Source organism: Ruminiclostridium herbifermentans, from assembly GCF_005473905.2.
Lineage (GTDB): Bacteria > Bacillota > Clostridia > Acetivibrionales > DSM-1351 > Ruminiclostridium > Ruminiclostridium herbifermentans.
Map to the genome: position 1 here is coordinate 90,576 of NZ_CP061336.1, position 15,691 is coordinate 106,266.

General features: G+C 34.1%; 14 protein-coding genes. 13 read left to right on the plus strand and 1 reads right to left on the minus strand.

Features of this window, described 5'->3' with window-relative positions:
- Positions 1-320: 320 nt before the first annotated feature.
- Positions 321-2,633: an anaerobic ribonucleoside triphosphate reductase gene (locus EHE19_RS00380; protein ID WP_137697117.1), complete on the plus strand. Its 2,313-nt coding sequence runs from the start codon at positions 321-323 to the stop codon at positions 2,631-2,633.
- Between the two features lie 282 nt (positions 2,634-2,915).
- Positions 2,916-3,437 (plus strand): cob(I)yrinic acid a,c-diamide adenosyltransferase, encoded by a 522-nt coding sequence (locus EHE19_RS00385; RefSeq protein WP_137697118.1) that lies wholly within the window; start codon positions 2,916-2,918, stop codon positions 3,435-3,437.
- Positions 3,438-3,630: 193 nt separating this feature from the next.
- Here EHE19_RS00385 and EHE19_RS00390 read toward each other — a convergent pair whose 3' ends face one another.
- Positions 3,631-4,878: a YibE/F family protein gene (locus EHE19_RS00390; protein WP_137697119.1), complete on the minus strand. Its 1,248-nt coding sequence runs from the start codon at positions 4,876-4,878 to the stop codon at positions 3,631-3,633.
- Between the two features lie 306 nt (positions 4,879-5,184).
- On the opposite strand from EHE19_RS00390, the gene EHE19_RS00395 reads away from it, so the two are divergent.
- The 11 genes from EHE19_RS00395 (at position 5,185) to EHE19_RS00445 (ending at position 15,689) form a co-directional block, all read left to right on the plus strand.
- On the plus strand, positions 5,185-5,559 hold the full coding sequence (locus EHE19_RS00395) for a metal-dependent transcriptional regulator (protein ID WP_137697120.1): 375 nt from the start codon (positions 5,185-5,187) through the stop codon (positions 5,557-5,559).
- Positions 5,560-6,073: 514 nt separating this feature from the next.
- Positions 6,074-6,283 (plus strand): FeoA family protein, encoded by a 210-nt coding sequence (locus EHE19_RS00400; protein ID WP_137697121.1) that lies wholly within the window; start codon positions 6,074-6,076, stop codon positions 6,281-6,283.
- A 213-nt stretch (positions 6,284-6,496) separates the two neighbouring features.
- Complete coding sequence (locus EHE19_RS00405; protein WP_137697122.1) at positions 6,497-6,724, plus strand: FeoA family protein; 228 nt, start codon at positions 6,497-6,499, stop codon at positions 6,722-6,724.
- A 111-nt stretch (positions 6,725-6,835) separates the two neighbouring features.
- Positions 6,836-8,992, plus strand: coding sequence for a ferrous iron transport protein B (feoB, locus tag EHE19_RS00410; RefSeq protein ID WP_137697123.1), 2,157 nt, complete (start codon positions 6,836-6,838; stop codon positions 8,990-8,992).
- 13 nt (positions 8,993-9,005) lie between these two features.
- On the plus strand, positions 9,006-9,179 hold the full coding sequence (locus EHE19_RS00415) for a FeoB-associated Cys-rich membrane protein (RefSeq protein WP_137697124.1): 174 nt from the start codon (positions 9,006-9,008) through the stop codon (positions 9,177-9,179).
- An 897-nt stretch (positions 9,180-10,076) separates the two neighbouring features.
- The gene (locus tag EHE19_RS00420; RefSeq protein WP_137697125.1) at positions 10,077-10,316 is read left to right on the plus strand and encodes a FeoA family protein; all 240 of its coding nucleotides are present in this window, start codon (positions 10,077-10,079) and stop codon (positions 10,314-10,316) included.
- Complete coding sequence (feoB, locus tag EHE19_RS00425; protein ID WP_137697126.1) at positions 10,313-12,322, plus strand: ferrous iron transport protein B; 2,010 nt, start codon at positions 10,313-10,315, stop codon at positions 12,320-12,322. The genes EHE19_RS00420 and feoB (EHE19_RS00425) overlap by 4 nt, the downstream gene beginning before the upstream one ends.
- A gap of 108 nt (positions 12,323-12,430) precedes the next feature.
- Positions 12,431-12,610 carry a FeoB-associated Cys-rich membrane protein gene (locus EHE19_RS00430; protein WP_137697127.1) on the plus strand — a complete coding sequence of 60 codons (180 nt, stop codon included), beginning with the start codon at positions 12,431-12,433 and terminating at the stop codon, positions 12,608-12,610.
- 411 nt (positions 12,611-13,021) lie between these two features.
- Positions 13,022-13,471: an SPASM domain-containing protein gene (locus EHE19_RS00435; protein WP_244648410.1), complete on the plus strand. Its 450-nt coding sequence runs from the start codon at positions 13,022-13,024 to the stop codon at positions 13,469-13,471.
- A 13-nt stretch (positions 13,472-13,484) separates the two neighbouring features.
- On the plus strand, positions 13,485-14,633 hold the full coding sequence (locus tag EHE19_RS00440) for a radical SAM/SPASM domain-containing protein (protein ID WP_137697129.1): 1,149 nt from the start codon (positions 13,485-13,487) through the stop codon (positions 14,631-14,633).
- A gap of 15 nt (positions 14,634-14,648) precedes the next feature.
- Positions 14,649-15,689: a radical SAM protein gene (locus EHE19_RS00445; protein WP_137697130.1), complete on the plus strand. Its 1,041-nt coding sequence runs from the start codon at positions 14,649-14,651 to the stop codon at positions 15,687-15,689.
- Positions 15,690-15,691: the final 2 nt, after the last annotated feature.

Below are 15,691 nucleotides of genomic sequence, written 5' to 3' on the forward strand. Positions count from 1 at the left end.
TAAATTATAGACATTCAAATAAAATGCAAGTTTAAAAAAGAACGTACTCTATAATTAGGTTGGTGTTACCCTAATAAGTTATAAAGTATGCTCTTTTTTTGCATGTATTTTAGTAAATACGCTGATATAATTGATTTTTATATAGATAGTTATTTACTTTCCAAATAGAGGGTAGAACAACATATTGGTGGAACATATTGACACAATATATTGTATGTGATAGTATCAATTCGACTAAATATAGATGTTTATATTATGTAAATAATGTATGGATAGCAACTGTAAATAGACTTAATGAAAGTGAGATGTAAAAAGACTTTATGATAACAAAAATTAGGAAAAGAGATGGCAGAGAAGTACCCTTTAATATTGAGAAGATTGCCAATGCCATATTTAAAGCTGCAAATGCTGCAGGGGAGGAAGATTATTCAATTGCATTAGTTTTGGCTGAAAAGGTGGCTGAGCAGCTAGATAAAAATCCAGATAAAAAAGTACCTGGTGTTGAGGAAATCCAGAATATTGTTGAAAAAGTTTTAATTGAAGAGGGTTATGCAAAGCCTGCAAAAGAATATATTCTTTACAGAGCGGAAAGAACCCGTATAAGAGAGATGAATACCCGTCTTATGAAGGTTTATGAGGACTTGACCTTTAAAGAAGCAAAAGACAATGACAAAAAGCGTGAAAATGCAAATATCGATGGAGACACAGCAATGGGAACTATGCTTAGATATGGTTCTGAGGGCGCTAAACAGTTTAATGAGATGTTTGTGTTGAAGCCAGAACATTCAAGAGCCCATAAGAATGGGGACATTCATATACATGATCTGGACTTCCTTTCATTAACCACTACATGCTGCCAGATAGATATAGAGAAGCTTTTCAAAGGAGGCTTTTGTACTGGGCATGGATATTTAAGGGAACCAAATGATATTCAAAGCTATTCATCACTTGCTTGTATTGCCATACAGTCTAATCAGAACGATCAACATGGCGGGCAGAGTATTCCTAATTTTGACTACGGGCTGGCTCCAGGAGTATCAAAAACATATATAAAGCTATATAGACGTAATTTAATAAAGATATTAGAATGGACTTTACAGGATTTAGATATTGGAGCAGAGATAAATAGCATTTTTGAGGAAATAAATAATAAAGAAGGTATATTACCTGCTCTTGGAAGAATGGAAGAATATATAGGTATTGAACAGCAATATTTAGGCAGAATTATTGATGATAAGTCTGTTGTTATAAAAGCACAAGAGTTTGCTATAAAAAAAGCAGAAATAGAAACTAATAATAGTACATATCAGGCAATGGAGGCTTTCGTACATAATCTTAACACAATGCATAGCAGAGCTGGTGCTCAGGTGCCGTTTAGTTCAATAAATTATGGAATGGACACATCTGCAGAAGGAAGAATGGTTATAAAGAATCTGTTACTTGCAACTGAAGCAGGATTAGGAGATAGTGAAACTCCAATATTTCCAGTACAGATTTTTAAAGTAAAGGATGGAATAAATTATAATGAGGGAGACCCAAATTATGATTTATTTAAGCTGGCTTGCAAAGTAAGTGCTAAAAGATTATTCCCTAATTTTTCTTTTTTAGATGCACCCTTTAATTTAAAATATTATAAGCCAGGACATCCCGAAACGGAAATAGCATATATGGGCTGTAGGACAAGAGTTATAGGTAATGTTTATGATACTTCTAGAGAAATAATCAACGGGAGAGGGAATTTGAGTTTTACTACAATTAATCTTCCTAGAATTGCTATAAAGAATAAAGATAACATTGCTGCTTTTTATGAAGAACTTGACAAGAAAATAAATCTTGTTATAGATCAACTTCTTGAACGCTTTGAAATACAGGCACGAAAGAAAGTTAAAAACTATCCCTTTATGATGGGGCAGGGAATATGGATTGATTCTGATAAGCTAGGCTGGGAGGATGAAGTTAGAGATGTTATTAAGCACGGTACGCTATCAATGGGCTTTATTGGTCTCGCAGAATGCTTGACGGCTTTAACAGGAAAACATCATGGAGAATCTGAAGAATCGCAAAAATTAGGACTTGAAATTATTAGATATATGAGAAAGCGCATGGATGAGGCAAGCAAAAAATATGGAATGAATTTTACTCTTTTAGCAACACCAGCAGAAGGGCTTTCAGGACGTTTTATTAACAAAGACAGAGATATATTTGGAGTAATTAAGGGAATAACAGATAAGGAATATTATACAAACAGTTTTCATATTCCTGTATACTTTCCTATTGGAGCATTTAACAAAATAAGGCTGGAGGCACCTTATCATGAACTTACAAATGCTGGGCACATAACATATGTAGAGGTTGATGGAGACCCTACGCAGAACTTAGAAGCCTTTGAGAAAATCATTCGCTGCATGAAAGAATCAGGAATAGGCTACGGCGCTATAAATCATCCAGTTGACCGTGACCCTGTTTGTGGATACACAGGTATAATTGGAGATGAATGCCCAAAATGCGGCAGAGCAGAAGGAAATACAAGTTTTGAAAGAATTAGGCGTATAACAGGCTATTTAGTAGGAACCCTTGACCGCTTTAATGACGCTAAAAAAGCTGAGGAGAGAGACAGGGTTAAGCACTGTTAGTTAATTCATAATAGCATTGAATCTAGATAAATCAAACTTTGCAGATAAAGAATATATTGGTGATGCAGAATTATCAATGGTTTTAGCTGCAAAGTTTGATTAATAATATTATAATTAGTGCTAACATACTCCTTTTATCATTTGAACTAATTGATACTAAAATTGAAAATCTCAACAATGATTTACACTTTATAAATGGATATGCTAGCATGTTTTTATACTTAACATACAAGAATTATATGTAAAACAAATATAATATGGATTGATTGAGGGATACGGGTTATGGATGGACTAGTTCATATATATACGGGTAATGGAAAGGGAAAAACTACTACAGCTATTGGTCTTGGAATAAGGGCTGCAGGAAGTGGCATGAAGGTATTAATGGTTCAGTTCTGTAAAGGAAGTTCAACGAATGAGGAGAACACAATAGACAAGTTAAAGCCTGATTTTGAGATTTATAAATATAAACAAATATGCAAATTTGTATGGCAGATGACTCCTGAAGAAAAAAAGCAAATGGAGGAGTACACGCTGCATTTGTTTAATTACGCTATGGACAGTTCAAAGAATAAGGACATGATTATTTTGGATGAAATTATGGCTGCAATAACAAATGGCTTTATAGATATGAAACTAGTTGTTGAGTTTATAAAAAACAAGCCTTCTCACCTTGAATTAGTGCTCACTGGAAGAAATGCACCTAAGGAACTAATTGACTTGGCAGACTACGTGTCAGAAATAAACCCTGTAAAGCATCCTATGGATTCAGGTATAATGGCTAGAAAAGGAATTGAATTTTAATAAAGCTATAAAGTGGGTATGGAAAACTATACAATTAGTTAACGGCAAAAATATCTCTGCTATTTATATAGAAAGTGCTGAGGAAATAGATAGAACACAGAATGAGTATGTCTATCTTTATTGTAAACTATGTTGATTAAATGTTTGTATAAACTTTCTGTATATTTGAAACTGTTTAGCATGCCATAAGATATTACTTCCAACCATCAGTATATTCATCATTTGAATTAGAATATTCTTCTAAGAAATCTTTTTTACTTTCTGATTTTACTCTTTCGGAATACAGATATCCGCAAACCACAGAAGTCAGAGGTATTGTAAATAGTATTCCAATACTTCCAACAAGAGCTTGAAGAACTTCTACTACTATAATTTCTTTGTTAAGAAGTTCCAGCAAGGAACTATTATATGAAACTAGAAGGAGAACAGCCGAAAGCGAACTTCCAATATATGCCAGTATTAAGGTGTTAGTCATAGTTCCCATCATGTCTCTTCCTATTGCCATTCCAGACTTCACAAGAAGAGTAAAGGGTGAGTATTCCAGTTTTTCATGGAGTTCTGAAAGAGCTGAGGCAAGAGACATAGACATATCCATAATTGCTCCCACTGCACCTATAATTATGGCTGCAAATATGATTGCTTTTAAATCTATTGGATTTTGGCTATTCATACGAATTATATATAAGGACTCTTCATTTACCAGTCCTGTAAGATGCAAAGCTTTGTTCATAATTAATGTTAAAATTCCAGATATTAATATTCCAACAATACAGCCAATACCAGCTGCCAAGCTTTTTTTATTTGCACCATATATTATTAGTAGTGACATAATTATTATAAATACACAGGTTATTATTGACCAAAAATAAATGTTAAAGCCCTGTAATACGGCAGGAATAAAAACAGCAAAAATTGCAATACCAGTAAATATTAAGGATAGTATAGTGTTAAAGCCCTTAAAACGTCCAAATAATATAAGCAATAGGAAGAAGACAATACTTAGAACTATCAATAAATTTGTCCTCAAGTATTCTCCTAATACATAATCGTATTCAGAATCTTGATTATCTAGTCTATATAAAACGACTTTGTCTCCGGCTTCAACATATTTTAATGGAATGCCTGTAAAAGGGTCTGTTGTTTGAACAGCAGTTACCTGTTGAGATTTATGTTCTCCAGATAGTATCTCTGCTGAAAAGACAATTTCTTTACCTTCTTCTAGATCTTCGCCGCCCAAATTATACTGTACAGACTTAATTTTTATAATTTTTATTACTTGGGCCTTTTCAGCAGTAACTCCTTCCATCCCTTTTAATAGAGATAAGTTCCTTGTAGTTATTTTATTTCCTAACACCAAAAGAACTATAGAAACAACAATAGTGATTATATATATTAATGTATTTTTGCTTAATAATGATTTTACTGGCTTTATGTTAGACATCAGAGCCTCCTGTTATAAATGGATTGCAATAGTATTTATTGTAGTTAGTATTGCATGATTAAACATAAGCTAGCATATATCATTTTGATTTGTCAATAGAATATTAGAGATATATTCTCTAAATCATATATTTGAGGATGTGCTGGGAATTGGATTTTCAAAAGGGAGGCGTTACTTTTCGAAGCTTAGGTTTTTGGCTAATATTTTCTTGTTAGAAGTTGGTGTGAAAGTATTCAATTTGTTTTTAGACATATAATATGCTATTATAATTGTTATGGTAATGAAATGGGCAAAGGAGATGCTATTTTGAAAATACAAGAATCTGCCGAGATGTACCTAGAAACAATTTTTGTTTTAAGTAAAAAAAATAATTGTGTCAGATCAATTGATATTGCTTCGGAACTTGACTATAAGAAGTCTAGTGTTAGCGTGGCTATGAAGAATTTAAGAGAACATGGATATATTAAGGTTGACGGCGATGGATTTATTACTCTGACCGATGAGGGAATAAAGGTTGCACAGACAATGTTTGAGAGGCATACACTGTTGTCTGACTGTTTGATTTTGCTTGGAGTTGCAAAGGAAATTGCTATTGAAGATGCATGCAGAATCGAGCATGTAATAAGTGCAGAAAGCTTTGAGGCAATAAAAAAGCATGTTAATGAGAGATTAAGAAAGTAGTAGTAAATAATCTATTGACATGTTTGGGAATCGATGTTAAGATATACTTAGTTAGTTGGGACTAACTATTAATTAATTTATTAGTGGATAGTAATAAATTAATTAGTTAGCAAGGCTAGCTAATATTTTTGCCAATGAGTTAGCGCAAACTAACCAAGGAACCTAGTCTTACTAAGACGAATCAAGAACTGTAAGTATACAAGTAGGTGGTATTTGGCTCTAAAGATAGGTGAGATAAGTAGCGAAAGGTGAAAATATTAATATTAGATTAAGGCAGATATATCCGATTAAAGGCTTCAGGAGAAAAGCTTTAATGTATAGGAAGGCTAATTTACTTTATTTAGAAATGACCTGCATTTTGCCAAGATAGTTTGTCACAAACGCCACAAATAGTAAAGAGAAGATAATTTTGGCTTACCTCTAATGGGAAATGTACAATGTTCACACAGATTTGTTTTGATAGAAACCAAAGTCATTAATAAATTTTAATCCATAGTAGGAGAGGAGGATTATTATGCCCTTAGTATTTGCGAAAGCAGGAGAAGTAAATAAAATTAAAAAAATTGGCGGAAAAGATGAAACAAAGAATTTTCTTAATAAACTGGGATTTATAGAAGGTGGAGAAATTATTGTTATTACTGAAAATGCAGGGAATTTGATTGTAAATGTCAAGGATACACGTGTGGCCATCAGCAAGGAAATGGCTAATAGAATTATTATTTAGATGCTAATTACAGGTTGCAAATATCTTTTTGTTCTATTTGAGTTCTATATAAGTTAAAACTTTAATTAAGCTAGATATCTATTTTAATAAATATAATTAAAATATTTGGATAGTTGAAGAGGTTGAAGAGTTTGTATGCCTATATATACATAAAATTGTAAATCACAATTTACTGGTAATGTGTTTACGTAATTTTGAAAGGAGCAAATAAATATGAATACTCTCAAGGAAGTTAAGACAGGACAGACTGTAATTGTAAAAAAGCTTCATGGTGAAGGGGCTACAAAGCGCAGAATCATGGATATGGGAATTACAAAAGGTGTTGAAGTTAATATTCGTAAGGTAGCACCTCTTGGAGACCCTATTGAAGTCAATGTACGCGGTTATGAATTATCTATACGTAAGGCTGATGCTGAAATGATTGAAGTTCAATTTGCATAAAATTTTTATGTTGATACTAACTGCATTATTGTTAAAAAAATCAGGGGGGATTCCCTATTTTTATTAGATGTAGGTTAGTTAAGGCTAACTTAATATGGAGGGGGAATGAAAATGTCTATTAAAATTGCACTTGCCGGAAACCCTAACAGTGGCAAGACTACATTATTTAATGCTTTGACAGGTTCAAACCAATTTGTTGGAAACTGGCCAGGTGTTACGGTTGAAAAAAAAGAAGGGAAACTGAAAAATAATAAAGATGTAATTATTACTGATTTGCCAGGTATATACTCTCTTTCACCATATACTCTTGAGGAAGTAGTTGCAAGAAACTATTTGATAAACGAGAGGCCTGATGCCATTTTAAATATTATTGATGGTACAAATCTAGAGCGTAATTTGTATCTCACAACACAATTGATTGAAATAGGAATCCCTGTTGTTGTTGCTATTAATATGATGGATATTGTCAATAAAAATGGTGATAAGCTAAACTTGAAGCAGCTTTCTAAGGTGCTTGGCTGCCAAGTTGTAGAAATATCTGCACTAAAATCAATGGGAATAATGGAGGCTGCAGAGGCTGCGATTAATGCGGCACAGCAAAATAGTATGCCAATTCTAGGGCATAGCTTTAGCGGAAGTGTAGAACATACCATTGCTCATATTGAAGAAGCAGTTCTTCATCACTTACCTGAGCACCAACAGCGTTGGTATGCCATAAAACTGTTTGAACGTGATGAGAAGGTAATACATGCGTTAAATATTGACAAAAAAACTCTTTCTCATATTGAGGATGATATTACAAAATGTGAAAGGGAGCTAGATGATGATGCAGAAAGTATTATAACTAATGAAAGGTATACATACATTTCATCAATTATCGGCAGCTGTTATACGAAAAAAAGCAAAGACAGACTAACTACAACAGACAAAATTGACAGGATCGTTACAAACCGTTGGCTGGCACTTCCAATCTTTGCAGTTGTTATGTTCCTTGTATACTTTATTTCTGTTACAACAATTGGTACTATTCTGACAGACTGGACAAATGATGTTTTGTTCGGAGAATGGATTGCACCAACTGTAGCTGCAGCTCTTGAGTCAGTTGGCACTGCAGTCTGGTTACAAGGGCTGATTGTTGATGGTATTATTGGCGGTGTTGGTGCTGTACTTGGATTTGTACCGCAGATGCTTGTATTATTTACTTTGCTTGCATTTCTTGAATCCTGCGGATACATGGCTCGTATTGCATTTATATTGGATAGAATTTTCCGTAAGTTTGGTCTTTCAGGTAAATCATTTATTCCTATGCTTGTTGGAACAGGATGTGGTGTTCCCGGTATTATGGCATCAAGAACTATAGAAAATGACCGTGATCGCAAAATGACAATTATTACTACTACGTTTATTCCTTGTGGTGCTAAGCTGCCTATTATTGCTCTTATTGCGGGTGCACTGTTTGGAGGTGCCTGGTGGGTCGCGCCAAGTGCATACTTTGTAGGAATAGCAGCTATTATAATGTCTGGCATTATACTTAAAAAGACTAAAGTATTTAGTGGTAATCCTGCACCATTTGTTATGGAATTGCCTGCATATCATATGCCTACCTTTGGAAATTTAATGCGCTCTATGTGGGAGCGTGGCTGGTCTTTTATTAAAAAAGCAGGAACAGTTATATTACTTTCAACAATAGTAATTTGGTTTGCTTCTAATTTTGGAATAGTAGATGGAAGGTTTATGATGGTAGAAGATTTGAGCCATGGATTCCTTGCTGTATTAGGCAGTATAATTGCTCCAATTTTCGCTCCTCTCGGATTTGGAAATTGGCAGGCAACAGTGGCAACTATTACTGGGTTAGTTGCAAAAGAAAATGTTGTTGGTACATTTGGTGTTCTATATGGCTTTGCGGAAGTAGCAGAAGATGGTGTAGAAATCTGGGGCACTCTTGCTGCAAGCTTTACAGCAATTTCAGCATACGCCTTCCTTGTATTTAACCTCATTTGTGCTCCTTGTTTTGCAGCTATAGGAGCAATTAAGCGTGAGATGAATTCAGCAAAATGGACTTGGTTTGCTATAGGATATCAGACATTATTTGCTTATGCAATTGCACTTTGCATATTCCAAATTGGGAAATTGATTACTGAAGGTGCATTTGGCGTTGGTACTGTTGTGGCATTTGCGGTTATTGCATTTTTCTTATTTGCTTTATTTAAGCCATATAAAGAGGAAAGCAAAACTCTAAATACAAAAGCGGTAGTTCAAAACATGTAAAGGAGGAACGACCATGTTAGCTTTTTTAAAAGAAAATTTAGCCACTATTATTATAAGTGCAGTAATCTTAACAGCAGTTGTGCTTATTATAATTAAAATGAGAAAGGACAAGAAGGCTGGTAAGTCTTGTTCTGGCTGTGGCAGCGGATGTGGAAGCTGCCCAAGTTCTTCAATGTGTCATAAATAATATAAAAAACTATTAACAAATTAAGTTAGTGATAAATTGAGTTATAACCCTATGAAATATGTGATATATTATTAAAGTTTGGGCAAGACTATATAGTATTGGTTTCAATTTGTAATTGTGAGATATTATTTGCAGATTTACGGCTGCAGATAATATCTTTTTTATGCTTCTCAACCTTAGCAGGTTATATGTTTTAGAACCTATTTGAAAGAAACACCTACATTAGGTAGATTGCTTTATTATTTATTATAAAAAAATATATACGGATTGATTAAGCCTGCTAGCAATTATTTTTGCAAAAACATTGATGAATTTAACACTCATAGACTAGCTAATTTTATGGGCTGAATAGTAATGATATTGACAAAAAATAAACAATAATGCCCATAGCATATTGACAATTGTTGTTAGTTAGAATATACTAACCGTGGAGTTAGAATTAGCTAACCGAGTTTACAACCTTAATTTTTCTATTTAGCTTTAAGTATAGGAGACCTTTTCAAATGAAAGGTTAAGTAATTACATAATAGTAAAATACAACTTTTGCAGTTGAATTTATAGGTATGAGAGGCCCTATTAAGTAAAAGGTTAAGCAATTGCATAATAGTAAATAATTCAACTTTCGCAGTTGTATTATTGGTGCGAGAGGCCCAATCAGATGAAAAGTTAAGTGATTGCATATCATATATAGTAACTTATTCAACTTTCTCAGTTGAATTTATAGATGTGAGAGACCATATAAGATGTAATTGCATATATAGTAATTTATTCAACTTTCGCAGTTGTATTTATAGGTTGTGAGAGCCCATATCAAATGAGAAGTTGAATAATCACTAAAAATTTAGTTAGTATTTTGTAACAAATATATTCGAGGTTTTCAAGGGAGGTAGCAATTATATGACACTAAGTAAATTGCCTATTGGAAAGAATGCTGTTATTACAAAGGTTGGCGGCGAGGGCCCTTTGAGACTTAGACTTTTAGATATGGGTATTATTCCCAAAACAAAAATTATAATTCGCTCTGTCGCTCCTTTGGGAGATCCTATTGAAATAAGAATACGAGATTATACTCTTACAATTCGAATGGAAGATGCTGAAAAAATAGAAGTTGAACCACTAGAGGAGGAAGCTATATGATATTTGCTCTTGTTGGGAATCAGAATTGTGGTAAAACAACGCTATTTAATCAGTTAACCGGTTCAAATCAGCATGTGGGGAATTTTCCTGGTGTAACTGTAGACCAAAAGGTAGGTGAAATTCGCACTGAAAAAAATTGTTCAGTGGTAGACTTACCTGGTATATATTCAATTCGCCCATATACAAATGAGGAAATTGTAACTAGGAATTTCCTTTTTGAAAATAAACCTGACGGAATCATAAACATTGTTGATGCTACAAATATTGAACGAAATCTTTACCTTACGCTACAACTTATTGAAATGAATATACCAATGGTACTTGCTCTAAATATGATGGATGAGGTGAGGGGGAACGGAGGAACAATTAATATAGCCCAATTGTCTTTAGACTTAGGTATTCCAGTTGTTCCCATTAGTGCATCAAAAAATGAAGGTATAGCTGACCTTATTGACAAGATATTAAGTACCGCAAAAAATAAGGTGTATCCTAAAAAAGTAGACTTTTGCGAGGCTGGCCCTATACACAGATGCATACATTCAATATCTCATATTATAGAGGATCATGCCGAAAGATGCGGTATGTCATTCAGGTTTGCGGCAACTAAAGTTATTGAAGGTGATGAAGATATTACATCAAGATTGCAGCTCAATCAGAATGAACTAGATATGATAGAGCACAATGTAGTTGAGATGGAAACAAATTACGGAATGGATAGAAATGCTGCTCTTGCAGATATGAGGTATACTTTTATTGAAAAGATATGTGCAAGGTCTGTGGTTAAGAGTAAAGAAAGCAAGGAACATCAGCGAAGTGTAAAAATAGATAATATATTGACTAATAAGTATTTTGCTATTCCAATATTTTTAGGGATAATGTTTGCAATTTTCTGGCTTACGTTTAGTGTAATAGGATCTTACTTAAGCGACCTTTTAGCTTTAGGAATTACTGCATTGACTGATTTAATTGATATAGGATTAAACATTTATGGACTAAACCCTGTAGTACATAGCCTCGCAATAGATGGTGTGTTTGCCGGTGTTGGAAGTGTACTGAGCTTTTTACCTATTATTGTGACATTGTTTTTCTTTCTGTCAATACTTGAGGATACAGGCTACATGGCGCGTGTGGCTTATGTGATGGACAAGCTGATGCGAAAAATTGGTCTGTCAGGAAGAAGTATCGTTCCAATGCTAATAGGTTTTGGATGTACTGTTCCGGCTGTAATGGCTACACGCACTTTATCTTCGGAACGAGATAGAAAGATGACAATATTGCTTACGCCTTTCATGAGCTGTTCTGCAAAGATTCCAATCTATGCAGTATTTACAGCTGCATTTTTTTCAAAATACCAGGCAATAGTAATGATAGGGCTTTATGTAACAGGGATACTAATAGGCATTGCAGCAGCACTTGTTTCTAATAGGACTATTCTTCGTGGTAATCCTGTTCCTTTTGTTATGGAACTTCCTAATTATAGATTTCCGTCCTTCAAAAGTGTAGTTATTTTGATGTGGGATAAAGCTAGAGACTTTTTAGTAAAGGCATTTACTGTAATATTTATAGCATCTGTGGTAATATGGTTTTTGCAGACCTTTGACAGCAGACTGAATGTGGTTATAGATAGTGCTGACAGTTTGCTGGCAGTTATTGGCAAATTTATTGCGCCTATTTTTAGGCCCTTGGGGTTTGAGGACTGGAGAGTAGCTACTGCGCTAATTACAGGATTTACTGCGAAGGAGGCTGTTGTTAGCACAATGGGTGTTTTGACAGGTACGACAGCTGCTAACTTAAGTACGGCCTTAGGTTCTATTTTTACACCATTGACAGCATTAAGCTTTCTTGCATTTACTTTGCTATATACACCTTGCGTTGCGGCGATTGCTGCAATAAAAAGAGAATTGGATTCAGGTATTAAGACTGTTGCTATTGTAATAGCTCAATGTGGAATTGCATGGGTGACGGCATTTATTATTTATCAACTATGCAGATTGGTACTAGCCTAAATTTAATATGTGAAATTTTTATAATATGAAATTACATTTTAAGCAGTTGCATAGGTGGAGTGTAGGAAATGCCTGTAACAGTATTATCTAGTGAGAGGATGAACATATATGAATGCTTTAGACTATATAGTTATATCAATAGTTGTAGTATGGATTATAGCAGCAGTATGTTTTATGGTGAGGGCAAAAAAGAAGGGCAAGAGAGGTTGTTGTGGAGGATGTAGCTCTTGTTCTTCAGGTTGCAACAATTGTATTAACGAAGTGAAAAATTACAAAAATAAAAATTGACTTATCATAATATTTTCTTTACCACTTGTTCAATACATCCAAATATAACTCCTACTTTGAACTGTCTTTTCATGTTCATGCAGTACTTGATGAAAACCTTTACTTTTCTATTCTGACGAGAGTTTCTCTCAAAACAAGACCCTCTTTTTTAACCTACTAATTTTTATATGACATTTTTTTATCTGACATTGTAGAAAGATTAATACTTTCTTGTGTAGATGTCGATTATTATGACACTTAAGTATAGAATAATAGAATTTAACTTTAAATAAGACATATACCAAAAAGGAAATAATTCAGAAAGCTTGGGATATAGGGGTTAGGGAATTATGTGCAGTACCTTTAGAACCAGGTGGAAGAGGATATTCAAATGCGTCAGACTTAGAAATTTCTCTGGAAGATCATGTGAAAATGCAAAAGTTCTATGCAGAGGTGTCTGAGTGGACTAAGGAAAAATTTAATAATGAATTTGCATATGTCGCACCTACAGATTTTTTAACAGATAACAGAGATAATCCTGTTGTAGACTTTATTGATCCAAATAAAATAATGCCTATGTGTGGGGCAGGAAAATATCATTGTTCAATTGGACCAGATGGGAATGTCATACTATGTCCAGGTGCAGGAAAACAGATTAAAATAACACCAGGTAATTGTCTTGAAGAAGACTTCAAAAAGATATGGATGGAAGGCGACGTATTTAAGGCCGTTAGACAACCAAATATACCTGGCTGTAGCACCTGCGAATATAAAAATTGTATGGGCGGATGTCATGTACGTACATTCCACAAGTATGGGAAAGTAGGCTCAGGACCAGATCCAGAATGTAGAAAAAACTTTCTTAAAAAATATCAGGCTTAAGGAGGAAAACACTTTGCCTTTATTTGATTATGAAAGGGAATCAATTTCTCATATAGACAAAAATGAAGTGCTTCCAGATATGTACTCAACTAATACTTCAGAATACTTCATAGACTTTGAACAATCCATGGATCAGCTTGGAAGGCTGGAGGAAATGGGCTTGTTTATGGAATATTTTATTGCACCGACATTTTTAATTTGGGAAATTACAAGTAATTGCCCACTTAGATGTAGTTTTTGCTCAGGTGATTTTCCTAATGAGAATGGGGATGAACTAACTAGTGAAGAAAAGATTTCTTTAGCACAAGAACTAATTGATGCAAAAATTTGGGGAATAAATCTATCAGGAGGAGAGCCTCTTCTTTCTCAGGATTTATTAACTTTAGTAAACATGTTTTCAGATAATGGAGTTGCAGTAAATATAGTAACATCAGGCTGGGGCATGACTAAAGAAATAGCAAAAGTATTGTCGGAAAAAAATATGGTAGGAGTAGTATTTTCTCTTGATGCACCTCGGGAAGAAATTCATGATGAACTAAGAGGTCGAAAGGGAGCTTTTAAAGAAGCACTAAATGCTATACATCTTTTGAGAGAAGCTGGAATGGCTTATATCTCAGTAGAATCCGTTATAACACAGAAAAACATAGATTACATAGATGAAATGGTTGAATTTTGTAGGGATAATGGGATAAGTCAAATTCGTTTTCAACCAGTTGTATTGATTGGAAGAGGTAACGAACGTAACGATTTAGGTCTGTCTAAAGAGCAATTAGAATTGCTAGCAGCTAAAGTTAAAGACATACGAAATGTAATTTTTACCGAGATAATAAATAATGTTGATAAACCTAAAATTCAAGTTAACCTTATTGATCAGTCTACACATATTATTTATGGCATTAAAACAGGCAGAAACATTGGTGGCATAATAAAGTATGATGGAACATTAAAGATTAGTGCCTATTTACATTATACATTTGGAAACATAAGAAATAGCAATGGTTTCATGAATATATGGAGGAATGGATACAATGTTGGATGGAGACATCCTGAACTTATTTCAACTCTAAGTAGTGTACGAAATATAAAGGACATAGAACTTGCAGCAAAAAATATGAACTATAAGGCTAAAAGTTTAGATGTTCAGATAGTAAAACCTAAATGAGGAGGTGCAGCATATTTGTCAAGTGTTGTGCAGGTTTTTTCTGGTATAAAAAAGCAATCACTAGATTTTCAGGATTCAATTGATAATTGGTCAAAGGAATTTTCAGAAGCCATTAAAAATGGTATGGCACCTAAGTCATTGTCATCGCCTATTTTTGTCCTTTGGGAATTAACTGGAAAGTGTCCGCAAAATTGTGTTTATTGCTATAATGGCTCACCTAAAAAAGTGGAGGAGTTAACCTCAAAGCAATTATTTGATGTAGCAGATCAAATAATTGAAGCAAAAATATTTAATATTTGTTTAAGCGGCGGTGAACCTACAATGCGTCCTGAGTATTTTCATCTTCTAGAGTATTTAGCTACTTCAGGAATCCAAGTGGGGACTGTATTAAGTGGATGGAACATTGATCCAAAAAGAGCAAGGCATATCGCATATTACGCCAATACAGTCCAGGTAAGCCTTGATGGCTCAAGTGCTGAAATTCATGACAGCATCAGAAGAAGGACCAATTCTTTTAATGATGCTATCAATGCAATTAAACATTTTGTATCACTAGGAACACAAGTTAATGTGTCTTTTGCTGTGACCAAGGATAATGTAGATGATTTTCCTGCAGTATATAAGCTTTGTGAGGATATTGGAGTAGCAACTTTACGAACTCAAAAGCTTACTATATCAGGCAAAGTAAAAAGTAATTCTGATTTTGTAGCTAGTGATAAAGCATATATTAGACTAAAGCAGTATATGGAAGAATATAAAGGTGGCAAAACAGAAATAGTTTACGGAGATCCCACAACGCATGTTAATTTCGGGAAGGATTTTGGGATGTCTGTAATGGCTAGAATTACAGCTGAGGGTTATATGGGTATTTCGCCTTACCTTGATATTTTCTTCGGAGACTTAAAAGAAGATAAATTTAAGGATATTTGGGAAAGTATGAAAGAAGGCTGGCATAACCAAACAGTCTTAAACTTGCTTAATAATTATGTTATGTGTGAGAATGAAGTAATCAAAGATGCCATAGATGGTAAAATTTTTATTAGGGATGGTAAGTGAAT

What these genes read in the sequence shown, in the direction of transcription:
- EHE19_RS00380 (WP_137697117.1), top strand. Translation starts at nt 321, where the DNA reads ATGATAACAAAAATTAGGAAAAGAGATGGCAGAGAAGTACCCTTTAAT.
- EHE19_RS00385 (WP_137697118.1), top strand. Translation starts at nt 2,916, where the DNA reads ATGGATGGACTAGTTCATATATATACGGGTAATGGAAAGGGAAAAACT.
- EHE19_RS00390 (WP_137697119.1), bottom strand. Translation starts at nt 4,878, where the DNA reads ATGTCTAACATAAAGCCAGTAAAATCATTATTAAGCAAAAATACATTA.
- EHE19_RS00400 (WP_137697121.1), top strand. Translation starts at nt 6,074, where the DNA reads ATGCCCTTAGTATTTGCGAAAGCAGGAGAAGTAAATAAAATTAAAAAA.
- EHE19_RS00405 (WP_137697122.1), top strand. Translation starts at nt 6,497, where the DNA reads ATGAATACTCTCAAGGAAGTTAAGACAGGACAGACTGTAATTGTAAAA.
- feoB (WP_137697123.1), top strand. Translation starts at nt 6,836, where the DNA reads ATGTCTATTAAAATTGCACTTGCCGGAAACCCTAACAGTGGCAAGACT.
- EHE19_RS00415 (WP_137697124.1), top strand. Translation starts at nt 9,006, where the DNA reads ATGTTAGCTTTTTTAAAAGAAAATTTAGCCACTATTATTATAAGTGCA.
- EHE19_RS00420 (WP_137697125.1), top strand. Translation starts at nt 10,077, where the DNA reads ATGACACTAAGTAAATTGCCTATTGGAAAGAATGCTGTTATTACAAAG.
- feoB (WP_137697126.1), top strand. Translation starts at nt 10,313, where the DNA reads ATGATATTTGCTCTTGTTGGGAATCAGAATTGTGGTAAAACAACGCTA.
- EHE19_RS00430 (WP_137697127.1), top strand. Translation starts at nt 12,431, where the DNA reads ATGAATGCTTTAGACTATATAGTTATATCAATAGTTGTAGTATGGATT.
- EHE19_RS00435 (WP_244648410.1), top strand. Translation starts at nt 13,022, where the DNA reads ATGCAAAAGTTCTATGCAGAGGTGTCTGAGTGGACTAAGGAAAAATTT.